This window comes from Corynebacterium nasicanis, from assembly GCF_042658165.1.
Classification (GTDB): domain Bacteria; phylum Actinomycetota; class Actinomycetes; order Mycobacteriales; family Mycobacteriaceae; genus Corynebacterium; species Corynebacterium nasicanis.
Genome location: NZ_JBHSQE010000005.1, coordinates 119,294 through 141,538, shown reverse-complemented (window position 1 = coordinate 141,538; position 22,245 = coordinate 119,294). Strand labels below are relative to the sequence as shown.

At 69.2% G+C, this 22,245-nt stretch carries 19 protein-coding genes; 7 read left to right on the top strand and 12 right to left on the bottom strand.

The genetic code is table 11. The annotated features are described in order from the left end of the window. Positions 1-90: 90 nt before the first annotated feature. Entirely contained in the window at positions 91-330 is a 240-nt protein-coding gene (locus ACFPUZ_RS08140) for a hypothetical protein (RefSeq protein ID WP_377001407.1), read from the top strand. Next, positions 330-1,490, top strand: coding sequence for an alpha/beta hydrolase (locus tag ACFPUZ_RS08135; RefSeq protein WP_377001405.1), 1,161 nt, complete (start codon positions 330-332; stop codon positions 1,488-1,490). The genes ACFPUZ_RS08140 and ACFPUZ_RS08135 overlap by 1 nt, the downstream gene beginning before the upstream one ends. On the opposite strand, the gene exaC is transcribed toward ACFPUZ_RS08135, so the two are convergent. From exaC to ACFPUZ_RS08100, 7 genes are all read right to left on the bottom strand, one after another. After that, positions 1,460-2,980, bottom strand: coding sequence for an acetaldehyde dehydrogenase ExaC (gene exaC, locus ACFPUZ_RS08130; RefSeq protein WP_377001404.1), 1,521 nt, complete (start codon positions 2,978-2,980; stop codon positions 1,460-1,462). The two genes, ACFPUZ_RS08135 and exaC, sit on opposite strands and share 31 nt — an antisense overlap. A 131-nt stretch (positions 2,981-3,111) precedes the next feature. Then, positions 3,112-3,525, bottom strand: a complete 414-nt coding sequence (locus tag ACFPUZ_RS08125) for a heat shock protein transcriptional repressor HspR (protein WP_377001402.1) — start codon at positions 3,523-3,525, stop codon at positions 3,112-3,114. Between the two features lie 24 nt (positions 3,526-3,549). Beyond that, the gene (gene dnaJ / locus ACFPUZ_RS08120; RefSeq protein ID WP_377001400.1) at positions 3,550-4,743 is read right to left on the bottom strand and encodes a molecular chaperone DnaJ; all 1,194 of its coding nucleotides are present in this window, start codon (positions 4,741-4,743) and stop codon (positions 3,550-3,552) included. A gap of 111 nt (positions 4,744-4,854) precedes the next feature. After that, complete coding sequence (gene grpE, locus ACFPUZ_RS08115) at positions 4,855-5,514, bottom strand: nucleotide exchange factor GrpE (RefSeq protein ID WP_377001398.1); 660 nt, start codon at positions 5,512-5,514, stop codon at positions 4,855-4,857. Beyond that, entirely contained in the window at positions 5,514-7,379 is a 1,866-nt protein-coding gene (gene dnaK / locus ACFPUZ_RS08110) for a molecular chaperone DnaK (protein WP_377001396.1), read from the bottom strand. The genes grpE and dnaK overlap by 1 nt, the downstream gene beginning before the upstream one ends. Positions 7,380-7,556: 177 nt before the next feature. Further along, positions 7,557-8,615, bottom strand: a complete 1,059-nt coding sequence (locus ACFPUZ_RS08105; RefSeq protein ID WP_377001394.1) for a DUF4272 domain-containing protein — start codon at positions 8,613-8,615, stop codon at positions 7,557-7,559. A gap of 29 nt (positions 8,616-8,644) precedes the next feature. After that, entirely contained in the window at positions 8,645-9,592 is a 948-nt protein-coding gene (locus ACFPUZ_RS08100) for a hypothetical protein (protein ID WP_377001393.1), read from the bottom strand. A gap of 407 nt (positions 9,593-9,999) precedes the next feature. Between ACFPUZ_RS08100 and ACFPUZ_RS08095 the strand changes: the two genes are divergently transcribed. From ACFPUZ_RS08095 to ACFPUZ_RS08085, 3 genes are read left to right on the top strand one after another with little or no spacing between them, the layout of a single operon-like run. Further along, on the top strand, positions 10,000-13,269 hold the full coding sequence (locus tag ACFPUZ_RS08095; RefSeq protein WP_377001391.1) for a bifunctional proline dehydrogenase/L-glutamate gamma-semialdehyde dehydrogenase: 3,270 nt from the start codon (positions 10,000-10,002) through the stop codon (positions 13,267-13,269). Positions 13,270-13,276: 7 nt separating this feature from the next. Then, entirely contained in the window at positions 13,277-14,686 is a 1,410-nt protein-coding gene (locus ACFPUZ_RS08090) for an AI-2E family transporter (RefSeq protein ID WP_377001389.1), read from the top strand. Next, positions 14,686-15,267, top strand: coding sequence for an FAD-dependent oxidoreductase (locus ACFPUZ_RS08085; protein ID WP_377001388.1), 582 nt, complete (start codon positions 14,686-14,688; stop codon positions 15,265-15,267). The genes ACFPUZ_RS08090 and ACFPUZ_RS08085 overlap by 1 nt, the downstream gene beginning before the upstream one ends. On the opposite strand, the gene ACFPUZ_RS08080 is transcribed toward ACFPUZ_RS08085, so the two are convergent. The 4 genes from ACFPUZ_RS08080 to ACFPUZ_RS08065 all read right to left on the bottom strand — a co-directional run bounded on the left by ACFPUZ_RS08080 (position 15,224) and on the right by ACFPUZ_RS08065 (position 19,886). After that, on the bottom strand, positions 15,224-15,802 hold the full coding sequence (locus tag ACFPUZ_RS08080) for a nucleosidase (RefSeq protein WP_377001387.1): 579 nt from the start codon (positions 15,800-15,802) through the stop codon (positions 15,224-15,226). The two genes, ACFPUZ_RS08085 and ACFPUZ_RS08080, sit on opposite strands and share 44 nt — an antisense overlap. A gap of 11 nt (positions 15,803-15,813) precedes the next feature. Then, positions 15,814-16,629, bottom strand: a complete 816-nt coding sequence (locus tag ACFPUZ_RS08075; RefSeq protein ID WP_377001385.1) for a hypothetical protein — start codon at positions 16,627-16,629, stop codon at positions 15,814-15,816. A 290-nt stretch (positions 16,630-16,919) separates the two neighbouring features. Continuing rightward, the gene (locus ACFPUZ_RS08070) at positions 16,920-18,272 is read right to left on the bottom strand and encodes a M20 family metallopeptidase (RefSeq protein WP_377001383.1); all 1,353 of its coding nucleotides are present in this window, start codon (positions 18,270-18,272) and stop codon (positions 16,920-16,922) included. Between the two features lie 15 nt (positions 18,273-18,287). Next, complete coding sequence (locus ACFPUZ_RS08065) at positions 18,288-19,886, bottom strand: AbgT family transporter (RefSeq protein ID WP_377001381.1); 1,599 nt, start codon at positions 19,884-19,886, stop codon at positions 18,288-18,290. 129 nt (positions 19,887-20,015) lie between these two features. Between ACFPUZ_RS08065 and ACFPUZ_RS08060 the strand changes: the two genes are divergently transcribed. Then, entirely contained in the window at positions 20,016-20,528 is a 513-nt protein-coding gene (locus tag ACFPUZ_RS08060; protein WP_377001380.1) for a hypothetical protein, read from the top strand. Further along, the gene (cobA, locus tag ACFPUZ_RS08055) at positions 20,525-21,253 is read left to right on the top strand and encodes a uroporphyrinogen-III C-methyltransferase (protein WP_377001379.1); all 729 of its coding nucleotides are present in this window, start codon (positions 20,525-20,527) and stop codon (positions 21,251-21,253) included. The genes ACFPUZ_RS08060 and cobA overlap by 4 nt, the downstream gene beginning before the upstream one ends. A gap of 81 nt (positions 21,254-21,334) precedes the next feature. Here the strand turns inward: cobA and ACFPUZ_RS08050 are convergent, their stop codons facing one another. Next, positions 21,335-22,243, bottom strand: coding sequence for a sulfite exporter TauE/SafE family protein (locus ACFPUZ_RS08050; RefSeq protein ID WP_377001377.1), 909 nt, complete (start codon positions 22,241-22,243; stop codon positions 21,335-21,337). Between the last annotated feature and the right edge of the window lie 2 nt (positions 22,244-22,245).

The window sequence follows — 22,245 nt, the reverse complement described above, 5'->3', positions numbered from 1 at the left end:
GCACCCACACTATGTGGATAACTCCGGGTTATCCACAGGCGGCGCCGCCCCATGGTTGGCAGATCGGCCGCCGTGGTCGACACTGGCGGCATGGACCACCTGCAGCTCACCTCCGCCACCGCCGATCACCTGCTCACGCTCCTGCGCCGCACCACCGCCCCCTCCTCCCCGTCCCTGCCGCCGGGCTCCCGCACGGCCGCCGCCCTGGGGCGGGCCGCCGCCTCCTGGGATTCCCGCCACCGCCACGCCGAGTCGCTGCTGCGCGACCACGTCTCGGACGTGCGCCGCTTCGTCGAGCGCGTCGACGTCGTCGACAGGTCCGCCTTCTGATGCTTCTCGACGCCCCCTCCCTCCGCCACACCGCCCACCTCCTGGGAGTCGACGCCGGCTGGCTGACGGAACAGCACGCCTGGCTGTCGCGCACCTTCGAGGACCTGCCCGGCACCGGGTTTTCCGGCGCGGCCGCCGAGGCCGCGGTCTCCCGGCTGCACCTGCTCGCCCGGCCCCTCAGCCTGCCCCCGGAGGAGATGCTGCGCGTGGCCCAGGTGCTGCACGTGACGGCCCGCCTGCAGGAGGAGCTCGACGCCGCCGGCCGCCGCGCGATCATCCTCGCCGACCGCGTCGCCGGCTCCTCTTCCCTGGTGACGCTCTTCCTGCGGGACCTGCATTCCCTGGGCGAACTGCTCGACCACACCTGTGCCCGGCAGATCGACCTGCTGTGCACTCCGGACGCGCCCGCCCCGGAGCAGCGTCTGGCGGATTCCCCGGCGCTGGGCCTCGCGGCGATCCACGAGCGCAACATGCTCGCCCACCCCCTCGATCTGCCGCCGGACGTGCAGGTTCTCGAGATCGGCGAGGGCCACCTCGTCGCCGCCGTCGGCGATCTGGAGAACGCTGCATCGGTGACCACGGTGGTGGCCGGCGTCGGTTCCTCCGACCCCGGGCACCTGCCGACCCACCTCGAGCGGGCGCGCACCATCTCCCAGGCCACGGGCGGGGCCACGGTGCTGTGGCTCGGCTACCGCGCCCCCGCCGGAATCGGGCCCGCGCTGGCGCACGAACCGGCCCGCCGGGCCGGGGTGGAACTGCAGGCTTTCCAGCGCGAACTCACCCGCCGCTTCCCCGGGCAGCGCCGGGTGGTCGTCGGCTACTCCTACGGCTCAGTGGTGGCGGGGCGGGCGGCCGCGGCGGGCGGCGGACTCTACGCCGATCACCTGGTGTTCCTCGGCAGCCCCGGGGTGGGGGTGAACAGCGCGGCGGAGCTGACGCTGCTCGGGGAGGACCCGCAGATCCACGCCATGACGCACCCTTCCGACCCGGTGTCCCTGCCCGCCGGCGTACACGGGACAGACCCGACATCCCCGGAGTTCGGGGCGCGGGTCTGGCCGGGCGATCGGGAGGGCGACCACAGCAGCTACTGGGAGGATCCCGTGCTGCTGGGGCTGCTCAACGGGTGGGCTCAGAAGAAGCCGAGCGCGTTGTCCGAGTAGGAGACAAGCAGGTTCTTCGTCTGCTGGTAGTGGGCGAGCATCATGAGGTGGTTCTCACGGCCGATGCCGGACTCCTTGTACCCGCCGAAGGCGGCGTGGGCCGGGTAGTTGTGGTACTGGTTCACCCACACGCGGCCGGCCTGGATCTCGCGGCCCGCGCGGTAGGCGGTGCGGCCGTCACGCGACCAGACTCCGGCGCCGAGACCGTAGTTGGTGTCGTTGGCGATCTGGATGGCCTCGTCGAAGTCCTTGAAGGTGACCACCGACAGGACCGGGCCGAAGATCTCCTCCTGGAAGATGCGCATGTCGTTGGTGCCGCGGAAGACGGTGGGCTCGATATAGAAGCCGTTGTCCAGGCCCTCGATCTTGTTGATGCTGCCGCCGGTGAGGGTCTCCGCCCCCTCCTGCGGGCCGATCTCCAGGTACTCGGTGATCTTGTCCATCTGCTCCTGCGAGGCCTGCGCGCCCATCTGGGTCTCGGTGTCCAGCGGGTTGCCCTTCTTGATCTTCTTCACGCGCTCGACGCCGAGCTCGAGGAACTCATCCGCGATGGACTCGTGGACCAGCGCACGGGAGGGGCAGGTGCACACCTCACCCTGGTTGAGTGCGAACATGGCGAAGCCCTCGAGGCACTTGTCCCGGAATGCGTCGTCCTTGTCCATGACGTCCGGGAAGAAGATGGACGGGGACTTGCCGCCCAGCTCGAGGGTGACCGGGATGATGCGGTCGGCGGCAGCCTTGTTGATGATCTTGCCCACGGCGGTGGAACCGGTGAAGGCGATCTTGGAGATACGGTCGGAGCCCGACAGCGCCACGCCGGCCTCCTCGCCGAGGCCGTTGACGATGTTGAGGACACCCGCCGGCAGCAGATCCTGGATGATCTCCACCAGGTAGAGCAGCGAGGCGGGGGTCTGCTCCGCCGGCTTGAGCACGATGGCGTTACCCGCGGCCAGTGCCGGGGCGATCTTCCACGTGGCCATGAGGATCGGGAAGTTCCAGGGGATGATCTGGCCGACGACGCCCAGCGGCTCGTGGAAGTGGTAGGCCACGGTGTCGTGGTCGATCTGCGAGAGGCGCCCCTCCTGCGCGCGGGTGGCGCCGGCGAAGTAGCGGAAGTGGTCGACGGCGAGCGGGATGTCGGCGGCCAGGGTCTCGCGGACGGCCTTGCCGTTGTCCCAGGTCTCGGCGACGGCGATCTCCTCGAGGTGCTCCTCGATGCGGTCGGCGATGCGGTGGAGAATGAGGGCGCGCTCCGCCGGGGAGGTGCGGCCCCAGGCCGGGGCGGCCTTGTGGGCGGCGTCGAGCGCGAGCTCGATGTCCGCCGCCTTGCCGCGGGCGACCTGGCAGAACACCTCGCCCGTCACCGGGGTGATGTTGTCCATGTACTCGCCGTCCACGGGAGCCACCCACTCGCCGCCGATGTAGTTGTCGTAGCGCTCGCGGTAGGTGACGATCGAGCCTTCGGTACCGGGGTTCGCGTACACGGTCATGGTGTGTCCTTTCACGGGAGGAAGTGGTCTGCACCACACCATACAGTGATCCGCGCCACTTTTGTGAAGATCTGCGGTGGCCCCTGAAAAGACCCACGCCCACCCGGGTCTCCGGGTGGGCGTGGGTAGTCTCAGCGCTGATCCTGATGTCGTCGCAGCCGGCCGCGTCGCGGCTCCCACATCACCAGCGCCGTGGAGCGCGGGACGTGGACGAGCTCACCCCGCGGGCGGGAGGAACGCTCCCGCTCGACGCGGAGCTCCTCCACCTCGGCCCGGAGGCGGTCGACCTCCTCGGAGAGCTCGATGATGGCCTTGATGCCGGCGAGGTTGACCCCCTCCTCCTGGCTGAGCTGCTGGATGCGGCGCAGCAGGGAGATGTCCTTCCGGGAGTAACGACGCCCGCCGCCGGTGGTCCGCTCCGGCGTGACCAGACCCATCCTGTCGTAGGTCCGCAGGGTCTGGGCGTGCATGCCGGCGAGCTCGGCCGCGACAGAGATGACGAACACCTCGCCGAGATCCTCCGTCGAGGACTTGTCCTTTCTCATGGTCCGTACACCTCCTTTCCGGTGCTACTTGTTCCCGGCCCACCCGGCACGCGGGTTGAAACCGGAATCCTTCTCCGCCTGCGCATACTCGCGCAGGACACTGGTGGCGGCGGCGTCGAGATCCTTCGGCACCGCGACCTCGACGGTGACCATGAGGTCACCCGCACTGTCCCCACTGCGGGGCACGCCACGTCCCCGGACCCGCAGGGTGCGGCCGTTCGGGGTCCCGGCCGGCACCTTCACGCGCACGGGCGCGTCGAGGGTGGGCACCGTGATGGTGTCCCCGAGCGCGAGTTCAGCGAAGGACACCGGGACGGTGACCTCGAGGTCGTCGCCGGAGCGGGTGAACACGGCGTCGTCACGCACATGAACCGTGACGAACAGATCACCCGCCGGCTTGCCCTGCGGCCCGGCCTCGCCCTGGCCCGCGAGGCGGACCTTCTGGCCGTCGATGACGCCCGCGGGGATGCGGACCGTCAGCGAACGGGTACGGCGGACGGTGCCGGAACCGTGGCATGTGACACACGGGTCGGTGATGACCTGGCCGGTACCGGAGCAGTTCGCACAGGGCGCGCTGAACCCGAAGGCCCCGCGGTTCTCCGAGGTGAAACCGGAGCCCTTGCACACGGCGCAGGTCTCGGGGTTACCCGACTTGGAGCCCGAGCCGTGACAGGTGTTGCACGGGGCGTCACCGGTCAGCTGGAGCGGGATCGTCGTGCCCTTGGCCGCCTCCCGGAAGTCAAGGGTGATGTCCGTTTCGACGTCGGCGCCCCGCGTCGGCCGAGCTGTGTGGCGAGGAGCGCCGCCGCGGTTGAAAAGGCCACCGAAGATATCGCCCAGACCGCCGTCCGCAGAAAATCCTCCACCGGATCCTCCTCCGAAGATGTCCGAGGCGTCGAATCCTTCCTGCGTCTGCCGAAACCCGCCGGGAAACCCGGCACCTCCGCCTCCGCCGAAGCCACCGAGGCCACCGCCGGAGCGCAGCATCGACTTCAGCTGGTCGTATTCCTTGCGCTTGGCCTCGTCGCCCACGACGTCGTAGGCTTCGGCCGCCTTCTTGAAGCGCTCCTCCGCGGACTTGTCACCGGGGTTCTTGTCCGGGTGATTCTCCCGGGCAAGCTTGCGGTAGGCCTTCTTGATGTCCTCGGCGGACGCGGATGAGGAGACCCCCAGATCCGCGTAGTAGTTCTTGTCTGCCCATTCACGTTGAACGGTCACTGGGCATCTCCTCCTTTCGGGATGAGTGTCGATGATGAAAACGGGGCACCGCCGCCCGAGGGCGACTGGAGGTGCGTCTCGGACGGCGGTGCAGGTACGCGGGAGATCCCGCTACTTCGCGGAGGGGTCCGCGATGATGACCATCGCGTTGCGGACCACCCTCTCGCCCACGCGGTAACCACGGCGCAGCACCGTGCCGAGGGCCTTGTCCTCACCGGAGGACAGATCCTGAACGGCCTCGTGGATCTCCGGGTCGAAGGGCTCGCCCTCCTCGCCGAAGGGGATCAGCTTGAGCCCGGTGACGGTGTCGGTGAACTTGTCGGCGAAGGCCTTGAGCGGGCCCTCGTTGAGGTCACCGTGCTGGCGTGCCAGCTCGAGGTCATCGAGGATGGGCAGCAGCTGGGCCAGCACCGACGACTTGGCGGCGTCGATGATGCCCTGGCGGTCACGCTCGGTGCGCCGACGGTAGTTGGCGTACTCCGCGCTCACGCGCTGCAGGTCCTCGGTGCGCTCGGCGAGCTGCGCCTCCACGTCGGTGACCACACCGTCGCCGTCGGAGTCGGGATCGATGTCGGCAAGCGCCTCCTCGATCTCGGCCTCGAGCTGGGCGTCGATCTCCGCGGACTCCTCGTCGGGGGTCACCTCCGGATCGGCATCCTGGGCGCGGGCAGCCTCCTCGGCGGCGGCCTCGGCGCGGTCAGCCGAGGTCGCCTCCGGGTCGGTGTGCTCCGGATCGCCCGGGTTGTCGGGCATCTGGTTGGGATGGGTCACTACTTCTTCTCCTCACCGGACTCAGCGTCGGTGGCCTCCGGCTCATCCTCGACGACCTCGGCGTCGACGACATTGTCGTCGGCGTTCTCGGTCGGCGCATCAGCCTGGGTGGCGCCGGCGTTGGCCTCGGCCTCGTAGATGGCCTTGCCCATTTCCTGGGACTCGGTGGACAGCTTCTCGACGGCGGTCTTGATGGCATCCAGGTCCTCGCCCTTGAGTGCCTCCTCGACCTCCTTCGCAGCGTCCTCCACCTTGGTCTTGATGTCCTCGGAGACCTTGTCGGAGTTCTCCTCGAGGAACTTACGGGTCTGGTAGACCATGGACTCCGCGTTGTTGCGGGTCTCCTGCTCCTCGCGGCGCTTCTTGTCCTCCTCGGCGTGGACCTCCGCATCCTTGATCATGCGGTCGATCTCCTCCTGGGACAGGCCGGAGCCGTCCTGGATCTTGATCGTGTTCTCCTTGCCGGTGCCCTTGTCCTTGGCGGTGACGTGGACGATGCCGTTGGCGTCGATGTCGAAGGTGACCTCGATCTGCGGCACGCCGCGCGGCGCCGGGGCAATGCCACCGAGCTCGAAGGAACCGAGCAGCTTGTTGGCGGAAGCCATCTCGCGCTCGCCCTGGAAGACCTGGATCTGCACGGAGGGCTGGTTGTCCTCGGCAGTGGTGAAGGTCTCGGAACGCTTCGTCGGGATGGTGGTGTTGCGCTCGATGAGCTTGGTCATCACGCCACCCTTGGTCTCGATACCGAGGGAGAGCGGGGTGACGTCGAGAAGCAGCACGTCCTTGACCTCACCGCGCAGCACGCCGGCCTGCAGGGCGGCACCGACGGCGACGACCTCGTCCGGGTTGACACCCTTGTTCGGCTCGCGGCCACCGGTCAGCTCCTTGACCAGATCGGTGACGGCCGGCATACGGGTGGAACCACCGACGAGCACGACGTGGTCGATCTCGGAGACGGACATACCGGAGTCCTTGACGACCTGGTTGAACGGCTCCTTGGTGCGGTCCAGCAGATCCTGGGTGATCTTCTGGAACTCGGTGCGCGACAGAGTCTCGTCGAGGAAGAGCGGGTTCTTGTCCGCGTCGACGGTGATGTACGGCAGGTTGATGGTGGCCTGCTGGGAGGAGGACAGCTCGATCTTGGCCTTCTCGGCGGCCTCGCGCAGACGCTGCAGGGCCATCTTGTCCTTGGTCAGGTCAATGCCGTTGGTGGCCTTGAACTTCTCCACCAGCCAGTCGACGACGCGCTGATCCCAGTCATCGCCACCGAGCTGGTTGTCACCGGCGGTGGCGCGGACCTCGACGACACCGTCGCCGATCTCCAGCAGAGAGACGTCGAAGGTACCGCCACCGAGGTCGAAGACCAGGATGGTCTGCTCCTTGTCGCCCTTCTCCAGACCGTAGGCCAGAGCAGCCGCGGTGGGCTCGTTGACGATACGCAGGACGTTGAGGCCGGCGATCTGACCCGCCTCCTTGGTGGCCTGGCGCTGTGCGTCCTCGAAGTAGGCGGGGACGGTGATCACGGCATCGGTGATCTCCTCACCCAGGTAGGCCTCGGCGTCGCGCTTCAGCTTCATGAGGGTGCGGGCGGAGATCTCCTGCGGGGTGTACTTCTTGTCGTCGATCTCCACGGTCCAGTCGGTGCCCATGTGGCGCTTGACCGAGCGGATGGTGCGGTCGACGTTGGTGACGGCCTGGTTCTTGGCCGGCTGACCGACCAGAATCTCACCGTTCTTGGCGAAGGCGACGACGGACGGGGTCGTCCGCGAGCCCTCGGAGTTGGCGATAACGGTGGCCTCGCCACCCTCGAGCACGGAGACCACCGAGTTGGTGGTACCGAGGTCAATTCCTACTGCGCGTCCCATGTGTGTGTTTCCTCCTGATTGTTTAAGGGATGTACTTGAGGTTGACTGCCGTCGGCTCAACTTCTGGAGACCAACGTACCAGAACCCTTGAGCCTGGAGCACTCAACCTGACACTCTGTACAACGGGCCACCATCCAAGGTTGTTCCCGATCCGCTCAACTTTCTTTTTTCCCCAGCTCAGAGGAGCCTTTCCGCCTCGCCCCAGGCGCCCGTCGGCCAGCAGATCCACGCGAGGGCCTTCGTCCACTGCCCCGCAATCCCGGCCATATCCGTCTCCGCATCGGGGTCCTCGAGCCCGTGGTGGAGGATGTGCACCAGGTCGAAGGCCTCGAGAATCTGCGTCACTCCCCGCAGGCCCGGCGAGCGTGCGAGCAGCGTCGCGGTCGTCTCCCCCTCGAGTTCCGGCGCGGCCTCACCGGCCCACTCCCGAACGTCAAAATCCCACGCGCGGGTGCGCTGGGGTGGGAGATCCAGCAGCTGCGCCGCCCAGGCCAGAGCCTCCACCGCGCGGGCGGAACGACGGAACAGCTCCGCCTCCGCCTGCAACGCCGTCGGGCACTCGACCTGCACTCCCGCGAAGGCCGCCGCGCGCAAGGTCCCGAGCTCCGCCAGGAAGCCCCGTTCCCGCTCCGTCAGCGAGGGCCCCGCCAACGCCTCCGCGGCCACGAGGTCATCGGCCTGGGGCAGTACCCCCTCCCCCACCGACCGCGCGGCATCGACCACCAGGGCCAGCGCCCCGAGCCGGTAAACCACCTGCGCATGGTCCCGCAGCCGCACCTCCCCCTCCGCCGGGATGAGTGGGATCTGCTCATTGAGCTCCAGCCCGGCCTGGCGCAGAGTGCGAAGGTTCTTCTGGCGACGTCGATAAGCATCGAGATGCACCGGCACCTTCACCCCCTGGCCCGGCGCGGCGAGATTCTCCCCGTCCAGGTTGCGGAAGGGACCGTTGCCCACCCGGAACACCCAGTACCGCCCGTTCACGGCGAATTCGACGAGCTGCCGGGCCGTGTAGTCCGCGTCGCGCGCCATCCGGTAGACGACCTGCGAGCGCGAGATGTGGCGGGCCAACGGATGAACCTCAGCGACGTCGGGGCCGGTGACCTGCAGGCCCGCCTCCGCCAGATCGCGCAACGCCTCCTCGACGAACACCGCGATATCCCGTGGGTGCGTGAACACCTCAACCGGCCCCGGCACGTCGGCCGGGGCGGTCTCGGTGGAAAAGGCGAGGACATCCATGGCCCCCATGCAACCAGAGGTCGGGCGGTTCAGCATTCCCAGGCCGGGTGCCCGCCGGACCAGCGGTGCTCGGGGTACGGCGCCACTTTGCCGTGCAACTGCTGCACCTGCTCCGTGATGAGTTCGGCCGCGGTGCCGTCGCGGAGCGTCTCATCGCAGACGTAGAGAGGGATGATCCCGTTGATGCGGTACTGCTCACCCTGTTCATGCTCTTTCGCCCGGGTGGCGTGCGGGTCATCGGGGTCGAGCTGATACTTCTCCCGCCCGTCGTATTCGATGACGAGCGCCAGCTCGGGGAAGAAGAAGTCCGCCCGCCCGATCCATGCCCCGCCACGGGCGAAGATGTCCACCTGCTGCCACGGAGCGGGCAGGCCCAGCTCATGCAGGAGCAGCTTGAGGTCCGTCTCCCGGGGACTCTCCGAACCGGGCGAGGCGAGCAGCGCCGCCCGCCGGATCTTCTCCCACCCGCTCAGCCGCCTCATCTCCGCGACCCGGGTGCGCACATCCGCCAGGGCGAAGAGCTCATGCTGGAGGCCGTGGTCGAGAGCGCGCACCGCCTCCCCTTCGGTGGCCCACCGCGCCAGGTCCAGGGCCGTGGTGAGGGCATCGGTGAGGCGGACGGTGCCGAAGTCAGTGGACTTCTCCTCCACCGCGGAGGCGTAGGACCCGCTGAGCAACCGGAACGTCACGGCCGTGGTGGTGCGGGCCCGAGCCCGTTCCGAGGTCAGCTCGACTTTGTGTTCACGGAAACGCGCGGGCGACTCCACAATGGGCATATCCCACAGTAGGGCGGCCGAACGCCCGCTGACCACGGACTTCGGCGCCGCGCAGGCATGCACGACCACGCGGAGGATCAGCTCCTCCGGGAGACTGAGAGCTTCGAGGTCGGCGCGCAGAATGAACAGTCCGCGCGCGAGTCGGACGTACTCACCGCGCTTCCACTCCCGGAAAATGCGTTGGCGTTCAGCTTTGGACACGTCCCCGGTGCTGATGACCGGCCCCCCAACCTGGTTCACGGGCCTCAGTCTCTCACGGCCGCGCCCGCCCCGCCCGGCCTGCGAGTAACCGTTCGTGTCAGGCTCCTCCCGCGAGGAGAAAGCCCAGGTCGGCATACCTGGAAATCACGCTCACACGAACGGTTACTACAACCCCCTCCGGGGCACGTTCCGAATGGTCACCCCAACCCCTATACTGACCAGCAGTGAGAGTAATCCTCATCACATTCCCCACAGTGTTGTCCGCAGCGTCACCCCGCTGCCGGACCGAGGAGAAAGGGACCGCCGGTGAATTCACAGTTCGCGCGCACCCGCCACGTCAGTGACCGACCCCCGGTGGCCGGCTGAGCATCCCCCGCCCAGCACACACCCACCGGAAGGAACCCCTGATGTCCCAGCTTGTCTCCGTCGAGCAGGTGCTCGACCCCGCCGTTTCCCGCGCCCGCGACTGGCTCGCCGCCACCTCCCACACCGACGGGTCCTCCGCGACCCAACGCCTCGCCGACCTGGTCCGCGATCCGGCCGGCGTCAGCTTCACCATGGATTTCGTGGACCGGGTGGCCCGTCCCGAAGACAACCGCACCGCCGCCCGGGCCCTGCGCCAGCTCGACGGTGCCCCTGTCTTCCTGGGCCGCCTCAACCAGACCGCCCTCCGGTTGGGCGGGATCGTCGGACCGCTGCTGCCGCAGGTGGTCATGCCCGTAGCCCGCGCACGCCTGCGCCAGATGGTCGGCCACCTCGTGCTCGACGCGGACGGGAAGGCCCTGGACCGGCTGCTGGACTCGGCCGCCGCCGAGGGCACGCAGCTCAACCTCAACCTCCTCGGGGAGGCGGTCCTCGGTGATGACGAGGCGACCCGGCGTGCGGAGCGCACGCTCCGGCTCATCACGAATCCCAAGGTCACCTACGTGTCGGTGAAGGCCTCCAGCCTCGTGGCCCAGCTCAACCCCTGGGACCTGGAGGGCAACCTCCTCCGCCTCAAGGAGCAGCTGCGCCCGATGTACCGGGCGGCGCGCGAATCCGGCACCTTCATCAACCTGGACATGGAGGAGTACAAGGATCTCCGCCTCACCATCCGCCTGTTCACCGAGCTCCTGGATGAGGACGAGTTCCGCGACCTCGAGGCCGGCATCGTCCTCCAGGCCTACCTGCCGGACAGCTTCGACGCCCTCGTCGAGCTCGCCGACTGGGCCCGCACCCGCCCCACCCCCATCAAGATCCGCCTGGTCAAGGGCGCGAACCTCTCGATGGAGAAGGTCGAGGCGGAGAGCCACGGCTGGGAGCAGGCCCCGTACGCCACCAAGCATGAGGTCGACGCCAACTACATCCGGCTGCTCGATTACATCCTCACCCCGGAGTTCGCTCCGCATGTCCGGATCGGCGTGGCCAGCCACAACCTCTACTCTGTCGCGCTGGCCTGGGAGCTGGCCACCGCCCGCGGTGTCACCGGGCAGATCGACGCGGAGATGCTGCAGGGCATGTCCCCGGCGCAGCAGCAGGCGGTGCGGGATGTCGTGGGCCGCATGATCCTCTACACCCCGGTCGTTCACCGCGAGGATTTCGATGTCGCCGTCTCCTACCTCGTCCGCCGCCTGGAGGAGAACGCGGCGGAGGAGAACTTCCTGCACGCGCTCTTCGCCCCGGGCGACGGGATGTCCGCCCAGGAGCAGGCGCTCATCGACGCCGCCCGCGACCCCTCCGCGACCGCACCCCGCCGGACCCAGAATCGCCTCACCGAAACGGGTCGCACGGTGCAGGGACGCTTCCGCAACGAGCCGGACACGGACCCGGCCCTGCGCACCAACCGCGAGTGGGCGCTGGAGCGCCTCGCCGCCGCACCGCACGTGCTGGAGGCGGAGGAGGTGACGGATCCCGCGGTCGTCGACGCCGCCGTCCACCGCGGCCGCGAGCTGGCCCCCGCCTGGGCGGCCCGCAGCGGTCACGAGCGGGCGGAGGTCCTGGAGAGCATCGCCGATGAGCTGGCCGCGGCCCGCGGCGAGCTGCTCACGATCATGGCGCATGAGGCGGGCAAGACCGTCGACCAGTCGGATCCGGAGATCTCCGAGGCCATCGACTTCGCCGCCTACTACGGAGAGCAGGCGCGCAACCTCGACCGCACCCGCTCCACCTTCACCCCCCATGCGCTGACGGTGGTGGTTCCCCCGTGGAACTTCCCCGTCGCCATTCCGGCGGGCGGCGTGACGGCGGCCCTGGCGGCGGGGTCGGCGGTGATCATCAAGCCGGCCCCGCAGACCGAAGCGTGCGCGGAGGTGATGGTCGCGGCGGTGCACCGCGGGCTCGAGCGCCACGGCCTGGACAAGGATCTGGTGCAGTTCCTGCGCGCGGATGAGGCCGCCGCCGGGCAGCGTCTCATCTCCCACGAGGACGTCGACCACGTCATTCTCACCGGCGCCTCGGAGACCGCGGAGCTGTTCCGCTCGTGGAACCCGCGCATGAATCTCAGCGCGGAGACCTCCGGGAAGAACGCCATCATCGTCACCCCGGCCGCGGACCCGGACCTGGCGGTCGCCGACATCTACCGCTCCGCCTTCGGGCACTCGGGACAGAAGTGTTCCGCCAGCTCGCTGCTCATCCTCGTCGGCCAGGCGGGGGAATCCCGCCGTATCCGGGAGCAGCTCGTCGACGCCGTCTCCACCCTCCGCGTCGGCCCCGGCACCGACATCGCCACCACCATGAACGGCCTCATCGAGCCGCCCGGCGAGAAACTCGAGCGCGGCCTCACGCGTCTCGACGACGGCGAATCCTGGCTGCTCCAGCCCGTGCGTCTCGACGTCGCCGGTAAGTTCTGGTCCCCCGGCATCCGCGACAACGTCCGCCCCGGGTCGTGGTTCCACCGCACGGAATGCTTCGGGCCCGTCCTGGGCATCATGTACGCCTCCTCCCTCGAGGAGGCGATCGAGTGGCAGAACAGCACCGGCTTCGGCCTCACCGGCGGTCTGCACTCCCTCGACGAGGAGGAGATCGCCTACTGGAGCGAGCACGTCGAGGTGGGCAACGCCTACGTCAACCGGGGCATCACGGGCGCCATCGTCCAGCGCCAGCCCTTCGGCGGCTGGAAGGACTCGGTCATCGGGTCCGGCGCCAAGGCCGGGGGCCCGAACTATGTCGCCCAGTTGGGCACGTGGTCCGACGGTGACCTCGACCATGCGCAGGTGCAGTTGAGCGCGGGCGTCGAGAAGCTGCTGGCGCAGGCGCCGGCCGATCCCTGGCTGCGGCAGGCCGCGGAGCTCGACGAACTGGCGTGGCGCGAGGAGTTCTCGCGGGAGCACGACCTCACCGGGCTGCGCAGCGAGGCCAACATCTTCCGCTACCGCCCGCTGCCCGACCCCCTGCCGGTGTACGTCGGCGAGGGGGCGGCGGAGCGCGACCTGTGGCGGCTGCGGCTGGCGGCGGAGCGGGCGGGGGCGTCGATAAGCGAGGACCTGGAGTTTCGCCCGGGCGGGCGGATCCGGGCCCTCGGGACGGTGCCGGACGAGGTCTACGAGCGGGCCGCAGCGGCCGGTGCGGTCGTCCTCGACGGGCCCGTGCTGGCCGACGGCCGCCGCGAGCTCCTGCCCTTCCTCCTCGAGCAGTCGCTCACCGTGACGCTGCACCGTTTCGGGGTGCTACACAACAGGCCGGTTTTTGGGGCAGAATGAAGTTCTGATGAGCACACCTATCGATCCCCAGAAACCGGGCCCCGCGGGCACCGATCCCCGCGACCTCACCGACATGGTCGCGGACTACGCCGAGCTGTCCGACGAACCCCGCGACGCCACCTCCCCCAATGACGCCCCGGACGTCACCGACCGCGCGGTCTTCATCGGCCGCGACGGTCGCTGGGCCGCGGGCTGGGCGTTGCGCTTCATCATCTTCGTGGTGGCGGCGTACATCCTCGGCAAGATCCTCGGCTTCGTGTGGGCCGGGCTGCTGCCGATCCTCCTGGCGCTGCTCGTGTGCACCGTGCTGTGGCCGCCGGTGAAATTCCTCCGGGACAAGCTGAAGTTCCCCGCCGCGCTGGCCACGGTGGTCACGCTGGTGGGCTTCTTCTCCATCTTCGGCGGTATCTTCGCCGCGATGGCCCCCATCGTCCGCGATCAGGGAGCTGCGCTGGTGAAGCAGGCACAGGACGGCCTCAACCAGCTCTCCGACTGGGTGCAGGGGCCGCCGCTCAACGTCGACACCTCCCAGTTCGACCAGGTGCTCGACGACATCACCGGCTTCCTGCAGGAACGCTCCTCCCAGATTGCATCCGGAGTGTTCACCGGGCTCGGGGCGGCGACGTCGATCGTGGTGACCATCGTCGTGATGCTCGTGCTCACGTTCTTCTTCCTCAAGGACGGGGACCGTTTCCTGCCGTGGATGCGCGGTTTCACCGGCTCGAACGCCGGTTGGCACCTCACCGAGGTGATGACGCGTTCCTGGAACACGCTCGCCGGGTTCATCCGCACGCAGGCGATCGTCTCGCTTGTCGACGCCCTCTTCATCGGCATCGGCCTCGTCCTGCTGGGTGTGCCGCTGGCCTTCGTGCTCGCGGTGATCACGTTCTTCGCGGGCTTCATCCCCATCGTCGGTGCCTTCACCGCCGGCGCCCTGGCGGTCATCATCGCGCTGGTCTCCAACGGCGTGACCAACGCGCTGCTGGTGCTGCTGCTCATCATCGCGGTCCAGCAGATCGAGGGCAACATCCTCCAGCCGGTGCTGCAGTCCAAGGCCATGAACCTGCACGCCGCGGTGGTGCTGCTGTCGGTGACCCTCGGCTCCACGCTCTTCGGCATCATCGGCGCCTTCCTGGCCGTGCCGATCGCCGCCGTCGCGGCCGTGTGGTTCCGCTACCACTCCGAGCTCGTCGCCCTGCGCGCCGGCGAGATCACCATCGACGACATCGAGATCGCCACCGCCAAGGGCTCCAACCTCACCTCGTGGGAGGCCTTCACCGCAGTGCGCGAACGCCTGGTCACCATGACCCCGACTCTGGGGCGGCGCAAGAACAACGACGACGCAGACGACGTCGTCACCGGAGAAGAAGAGGATTCGCCGCGCTGGCGGATGGTGAACTCCGCGGATCCCTCCTAGTGCGCGTCCTCGTCATCGGGGCAGGACCGGCCGGCCTCAGTGCCGCGCTGGTCCTGCGCCGTTTCGGCGGGGAGGTCCGCATCGTGGAGGAGGCGCCGGCCATGCGCACCGAGGGTTCCTTCGTCACCGTGCGCGAGCGGGGCCGGACGGTGCTGGCGGAGCTGGGCTGTCAGGTGGAGGAGCAGATCCTGCGCCGGGAGCTCTTGGAGATGCTCGCCCGGGAGGTCGGGGACATCGACTACGGGGTGCGGGCCGAGACCGTGAGCCACGCGGGCCACGATGTCGTACTCGGCGCCGACGGCATCGATTCACCCACCCGCGCGCGAATCGGGTTGGAGCGGCCGCGCGAGAACGCCCAGATTCACCTCCCCCGCTGGTCGGCGGGGAATGTCATGCTCATCGGGGACGCGGCCGCCGCCTGCGGGCCGCTGACCGGTTACAGCACCGACGTCGCGCTGGTCATGGGTGACGCGGTGGCGCGCGGCCTGCTCGCGGGGCTCTCCTGCGACCAGATCGAGGCAGAGTTGCGTCCCTGGGTCACAGCGCAGCAAGCAGCCGCTCGACGGCCTCCGCCAGCTTGAGCGCGCTGCCCTCCACCGCATCCGCCCATTCGGGAGCGGTCTCCTCGTCGGCCCGGTCGCTGATCTGCTTGAGCAGGGTGATGGGGATGCCGAAACGCCCCGCGACGGCGGCGAGGGCGTAGCCCTCCATGTCCACCAGCCCGGCGACCCGGGCGATGCGCTCGCGGGTGACGGAATCCTCGACGAAGGTGTCGCCGGTGGCCAGCTGCCCGGTCGGAAACAGCCCGGTGACCGCGGGGGTGATCACGCGCGGCAGGGCATCTCCGGCGATATCGGAGGTGAATTCGACGTTGAAGTCGTGCTTGTGCACGCGGTCGATCTCGTAGACGCCGTTGGGGATCTCATCGCGCAGCGCTCCGCACGTACCGATGTTGATAATGCGCTCCGGCAGCGTGCCGTCCGCCCGGCGCGCGCACAGCTCCTCCGTGAGGACGATCGCGGCAGGCAGGGTGCCGATCCCCGTCACCAGCAGATCCGCCCCCTCCGGCAGGTGGGCGGCTTCCTCGGACACGGCGGCGACAAAGAGAATGCTCATGGGCTCAGATCCTACTCGCGGTGAATCTGCGGCAGATCCCGGCGGGCCTCCAACCCCAGTCGCTGCAGCAGCGACCGGTACGCCCGCAGACTCATCACCTCCGACCACCCGAAACGCTCGGGCTGGGTGGGCAGGTTGTCGGCTCTGTCCTTTTCCTTCTGCAGATTGAACTCCTGCTCCTGCGCGGAATCCCCGTACTTCCCCCGCCCATCCAACTCCACCAGCTTGTCTGTGCCGTCGACCTGGAAGTCCACCAGGAAGACCGTCCCGTTCTTCCCCCGCACCCTGACCTGCGGGGTGAGGGTGAAGTCCCCGAAGAACACCGCCTGCGCCAGAAACGCCGCCTCGAGCGCCGACTCCACCTGGTCCGTCGCCTTCTCCACGATGAGCGGCCAGTGCGCCAGGCCCTCCTTGCCGGTGGTGTCGTAGGCCGCGAGCGCCTCGCGGGTGAGCAGCTTCTGCCGCAGCGCACTGCACGCGGCGACGAATCCGGCTCCGAAGCCGTGGATCCGGGTGAGGTCAGCGATGGTGCGTGGCACTGTGGTGGCCCGAAAGTGGGTGCCGGTGACCTCCGCGTCCGCGAGATTGTGGTGGATCTCCCTGATCCCCCGCCGGGGGCGCCCGCCGTTGCGTCGATACAGCATCTGCTGCCGGGGTACCGAGCAATATCTCCACAACCCCCAGGCCGCGGCAGCCGAGTAGCCGGCGAGCACCCGCCCAGAGGCCAAACCCAACGCCTTTGCCTGCAGGTCAAAGCGCTGCCATGGCTTCAGCGCTGCATAGGTCTCGGCCTCGACGTACACGCCCCGCTCCAACCGCACGATCACCTTGTGTCTCTCCAGCGTGCGCAGGACTGCTGATACGTCTGGCAGGTGTGTCTGCTCGCTACGAAGTAGCAGCCCGTCGCTTCTTCTGGTGCAGCGGGCCAGCACTGCCCCGATGTCCCCCATGCCCTTCTCCCGCCCCCTCGTGTGATTTCTTCCCCACTATTGGACTGCTCCCCGGCGCCCATGGTTCCCTCCGGGCGGAAAAGCCGCTCTTTCGGGGGCCATGAGTACTTCTCGGTGGTTCAAACCACCGAGAAGTACTCATGGCCCCTGTAAGAACTGAGGCGCCCCTACCCCAGCTCCTCCGCCACGCTGAAGCGTCCCCCGGCGGCCGCGAACTCGGCGTGGGCGGCGGCGGCGAGGGTGTCGTCGGCAAGCACGTCGACGGCGACCTGCGCCAACCCGGCCGCGGCATCGACGGCCGCGCGCGTGGCCTCGGCGCCGGCCGCCCAGGTGGCGAAATCGGCGGTGTGCAGCGCCACGTCCGCCGGCGCGACCTTGATCATGGGGTGAATGCCCGGCACCAGCTGGGAGACGTTGCCGAAATCGGTGGACGCCGCCAGCGAATCCGGTACCACCCCGGCGGGCATGGCCAGGCGCCCGCGCAGCCCCTGGGTGCGGGCCCACCGCGCGGCGAGGGCCTCGTTGTTGCGGATCGGCAGGGTGGCGGGGTGGACGTCCCAGGTCTTCTCCACGCGGCAGCCGGTCATGAGGGCGGCGCCGTCGAGGATGTCGTCGACACGCGCGGACAGGTCGACGAGGGAGTCGGTGAGCAGGGAGCGCACATAGATGTCCAGCGCCGCGCGCTCGGGGATGACGGAGGGTCGGTGGCCGCCGTCGCTGATGATGGCGTGCAGCCGGTCCGAGGGCGCCATCTGCTGCCGCAGCAGCCCCATCGCCTGGTAGGCCAGGGTGGCGGCGTCGAGGGCGTTGCGTCCCATGAAGGGTTGCGAACTGGCGTGGGCGGCGTGTCCGTGGAAGGTGGCCTGCAGGGTGCGGCGGCCGAGCCAGTGGTGGCTGGCGATGTCATAGCCGAAGGGGTGCACCATGACGGCGACGTCGATGTCGTCGAGCATGCCGCCGCGGATCATGTACTCCTTCCCGGAGTGCCCCTCCTCGGCGGGCGTGCCCAGCAGCACGAGCCGCCCGGTCACGCCGGCGGCCTGCGCGGCGTCGACGGCAGCGAGGAAGGCACCGACCCCGGCGGCGGCGATGATGTTGTGGCCGCAGGCGTGCCCGATGCCGGGCAGGGCGTCGTATTCGGCCATGATCGCCACGGTGCGGTGGCGGCCGGGGTCGAACCCGGGCGCGGTCCAGGAGGTGCGCAGCGCGGTGGCGACCTCATGCACGCCCTGCTCGACGCGGTATCCGCGCTCCGCGAGCAGCCGCGTCAGCGCGGCCTGCGCGTGCACCTCCTCGAAGGCGAGTTCGGGGTGGGCGTGCAGGTCGCGCAGCAGGGCGGTCAGTGCCGGCTCCAGCGCCTCCGCGCTTATCGACGCCACCCTCCACGCCTCCTCCTGCGCCGCGTAGGCGTCGAAAAGCGGCGGTTCCGGGGCCGCCACCTCGGACATACGGGCGGCGATACCGGCGGCGGCGTGGTCGAGGAAGGCGGTGGACGGGGCGGGTGGCTGAGCAGAAGTCATCGCTTGTCACGCTACCTAGTTGAGGAAGATCGCGGCGCCGGGGCCCAGCGGCAGGTCGAAGAAATACCAGACCCCCAGCAACGAGGCCCAGGCCAGCCAGAAGGGGATGACGAAGGGCAGCAGACGGGACATGAGGGTGCCCAGGCCGGCCGCGGGCTCGTAGCGGCGCAGCAGGCCGAGGATGACGATCATGTACGGGTTGAGCGGGGTGATCACCTGGGTGGCGGAGTCGCCGACGCGGAAGGCCGCCTGGGTGAAGGCCGGCTCGAAACCGATGAGCGCGAACATGGGGACGAAGACCGCCGCCATGAGGGTCCACATCGCCGAGCCGGAGATGATGAGCAGGTTGAGCAGCGAGGCGAGCACGATGAAGGCGAGGATGGCCCCGAAACCGGTGAGCCCGATGCCCTCGAGGAAGGCCGCCCCCTTGACCGCGGTCCACGTGCCGATACCGGTCCAGGCGAAGAGCGCGACGAACTGCCCGAGGATGAACGCCAGGACGAGGAAACTGAGCATGTCCTTGATGGCCAGGCCCATCATCTCCACGATGTCCCCGACCGAGGTCACGGTGCCCACGAAGAGGCCGTAGACGATGCCCAGCACCATGAAGTAGGCGAAGACGATGAAGACGATCGACTGCAGCAGCGGGGACTGCGGGAGGAAGCCGCCGTCCTCGTTGCGCCACGGGGAGGTGGGGAGGAGGAAGGCCCACAGGAACAGGACGGTGAGCAGCAGCGCCGCCACCAGCGAGGCCCACAGGCCGCGGGTCTCCTGGCGGCTCAGTTCAGCGGAGAGCTCGTTGCCCTCGGAGTCACGGTCGCCGCGCTGGGAGGGGTCCTCGCCCTCCGCGAGGGTCTCCTCGGCGGGGACGTTCTGGCGGACCATGCGCGGTTCGAGGACGCGGTCGGTGATGAATCCGGCGATGAGGCCGAGGATGAGGGCGGAGACGATGTTGAAGTAGTAGTTGGAGACCGGGTTGACCTCGGTGGTGGCGATACCGGGCAGCGTCTCCATGACGGCGTTGGTGATGCCGGCGAACAGGGCGTCGAGGCTGGTCGGGAACAGGGAGGTGGAGTAGCCGGCGCCGACGGCCGCGAAACCGCCGAGCAGGCCGGCGACGGGGTGCCGGCCGGCGGCCTTGAACACCATGGCGGCCAGCGGCGGGACGACGACAAAGGCGGCGTCGGCCATGATCGAGGCCGTGACGCCCACGACGCCGACCGCGTAGGGCAGGATCCACTTCTTGGCCGAGCCGAAGAGCTTGCGGATGAGCGCCGAGAGCATGCCCGTGCGTTCCGCCACGCCGGTGGCCAGGAGGATGGGCAGCACGGTGACCAGCGGCGGGAAGCCGATGTAGTTGGCGCCCATCGTGGTGGTCAGCCACGTGAGGCCTTCGCCGGTGAAGAGGCCGCGGATGACCAGGTCCTCCTCGGAACCCGGGACAGCGACCTCGATGTTCTGCATCGCCATGAGCGTCGAGGCGACGCCGGTGATGAGGAACAGCCCGAGGAAGAGGGTGAATGGTTCGGGAAGCTTGTTGCCGAGCGTCTCGATACCGGTGAGGATCCGGTCGCCGAGGCCGCCCCGCTTGGGGTCGGTGGTCTTCACGGTCATACCAAACACCGTTGCACAGATCACATTCCGATGCACGCACGTTTGCAAGAAAAGAGCGGGCCCCGTTGCCCGATAGACCGCTCTGTACTATTGTTCATAGACAGTTCAGTCTACAGAGAGGAAGAGACCATGCCCGAGCCCGCACAGCGGCCCCTGCGCATCGCAGTCATCAGCGACGGAGCCTCCGGCATGTGCCTCGCCGAGAGCCTGCTCACCACCCGTCACCAGGCCCCCGTCTTCGTGGACCTCATCACCTCACGCACCGCCCCCGCCGGCCTCATCAGCTCCACCCCGAGCGGTAGCGGCGCCCCGCGCCTGCGCCTCATCGGCAACGTGAGCACCGGCCGCGACGTCACCCTCGACGAGCTCCACGAGCTCTACGATGCCGTGGTCACCCCCGACGCCCAGGCGCTGGCAGACACCGACACCGCCACCCTCACCGGGGCGGCCCTGGCCTCCGCCGAGATCACCGCCGCCGTCTTCCCCGAGCGCCCGCAGGACGCCCCGCCGCGCCTGCTCGAGCTGCTCGCCGCCCGCGGCGTCGCCGTCACCTCGTGGCAGGGCTGGACCGCCCGCGCCTCCCGCTCCACGGACTGGGCCGCTGTCGAGCTCTCCTCCCGCGGCGTCCCGGTGTGCATGTGAGTACCGGTCACGTCACCCTCGTCGGCGGCGGTCCCGGCGCGTGGGACCTCATCACCCTCCGCGGCATGCGCGCCCTGCAGGACGCGGATGTCATCCTCACCGACCACCTCGGCCCCACCGACGACCTCGGACAGCTCTGCGACACCGCGGACAAGACCGTCATCGACGTGTCCAAGCTCCCCTACGGCCGCCAGGTCGCGCAGGAGGAGACCAACCGTCTCCTCGTCGAGCACGCCCGGGCCGGCCGCCATGTCGTACGCCTCAAGGGCGGTGACCCCTATGTCTTCGGCCGGGGCCACGAAGAGGTGGAGGCCTGCCGCGCGCACGCCATCCCCTGCGCCGTGGTCCCCGGGGTGACCAGCGCGATCTCCGTGCCCGCTGCCGCGGGCATCCCCGTCACCCAGCGCGGGGTGGTCCACTCCTTCACGGTCGTCTCCGGCCACCTGCCCCCGGGGCATCCCGATTCGCTCGTCGACTGGGCCGCGCTGGCCCGGGCGGGCGGCACGATCTCCGTCATCATGGGCGTGCGCAATGTCGCCGCCATCACGGAGGCGCTCCTCGCGGCCGGCCTGCCCGCGCTCACCCCGGCGGCCGTCATCCAGGAGGGCACCACCGCCGAGCAGCGCAGTGTCCGCTGCACCCTGGGCACCCTGGCCCGGACGATGGAGGAGCACGCCATCTCCTCCCCGGCCGTCTACGTCATCGGAGACGTCGCCGGGCTGTAGTAACGGTTCGTGTGACAACACCCCAGGCGCCTGGCGACCTGGGGTGTTGTCGTGGGGGCACACCCCCCACACGAACGGTTACTACAGCACCCGCACCTCCTGGCCCTGCGGCTCGCTGCTCGAACCCGTGACCGGCTCCCCGAGTGCGGCCCGCGCCTGGGCGGCCCGCCGGTAGCCCACCCACGACAGCGCCAGGCCCACGAGCACCACCAGGAGCACGCCGACCCAGCCGACGGGCAGCACCTTCGGCAGGTTGATCGCCACGAGGAGGGTGCCCACGACCCCGCCGAGCACGGTCGGGTTCATGCGGGTGACCAGCCAGGCGGCCAGCGGCGCGGCGATGACGCCGCCGAGCAGCAGTGCGCCGACCGCGGCGAGGTTGGCCACCAGGTCATCCCAGAGGCCGAGGACGAAGCCGAGGGTGGCGGCCGCGGTGACGAGGAACTCCGCCGTGTTGACGGTGCCGACGATGCGGCGCGGCTCCGCGCGCCCCAGCGTCATGAGCGTGGAGGTGGTCACCGGCCCCCAGCCGCCGCCCCCGGACGCGTCGATGAAACCGCCGAAGAGCCCCAGCCCGCCGAGGAAGCCCCGCGAGTGTTCCCCGCCGGCCACACGCCGGACCCGGCCCCGGGAGAAACGCCACACGAGGTTGACGCCGATGAGGCTGAGGATCGTGGCGGTGAGCGGGACGGCGGCCTCCGTCGACAGGTTGGACAGGACGGTCGCCCCGGCGAAGGCGCCGATGGCGCCGGGGATGGCCAGGCGCCGGACGACCTTCCAGTCGACGTTGCCGAAGCGCCAGTGGGAGATGCCGGAGGCCAGGGTGGTGCCCAGTTCGGCGGTGTGCACGACGGCGCTGGCCTGCGCGGGGCCGAGCCCGGCCAGGGCGATGAGGATGGTGGTGGAGGTGACGCCGAAACCCATCCCGAGTCCGCCGTCGACAAGTTGCGCGGCCAGTCCCGCGAGGGCGATGAGCAGAAGTGTGGTCATGG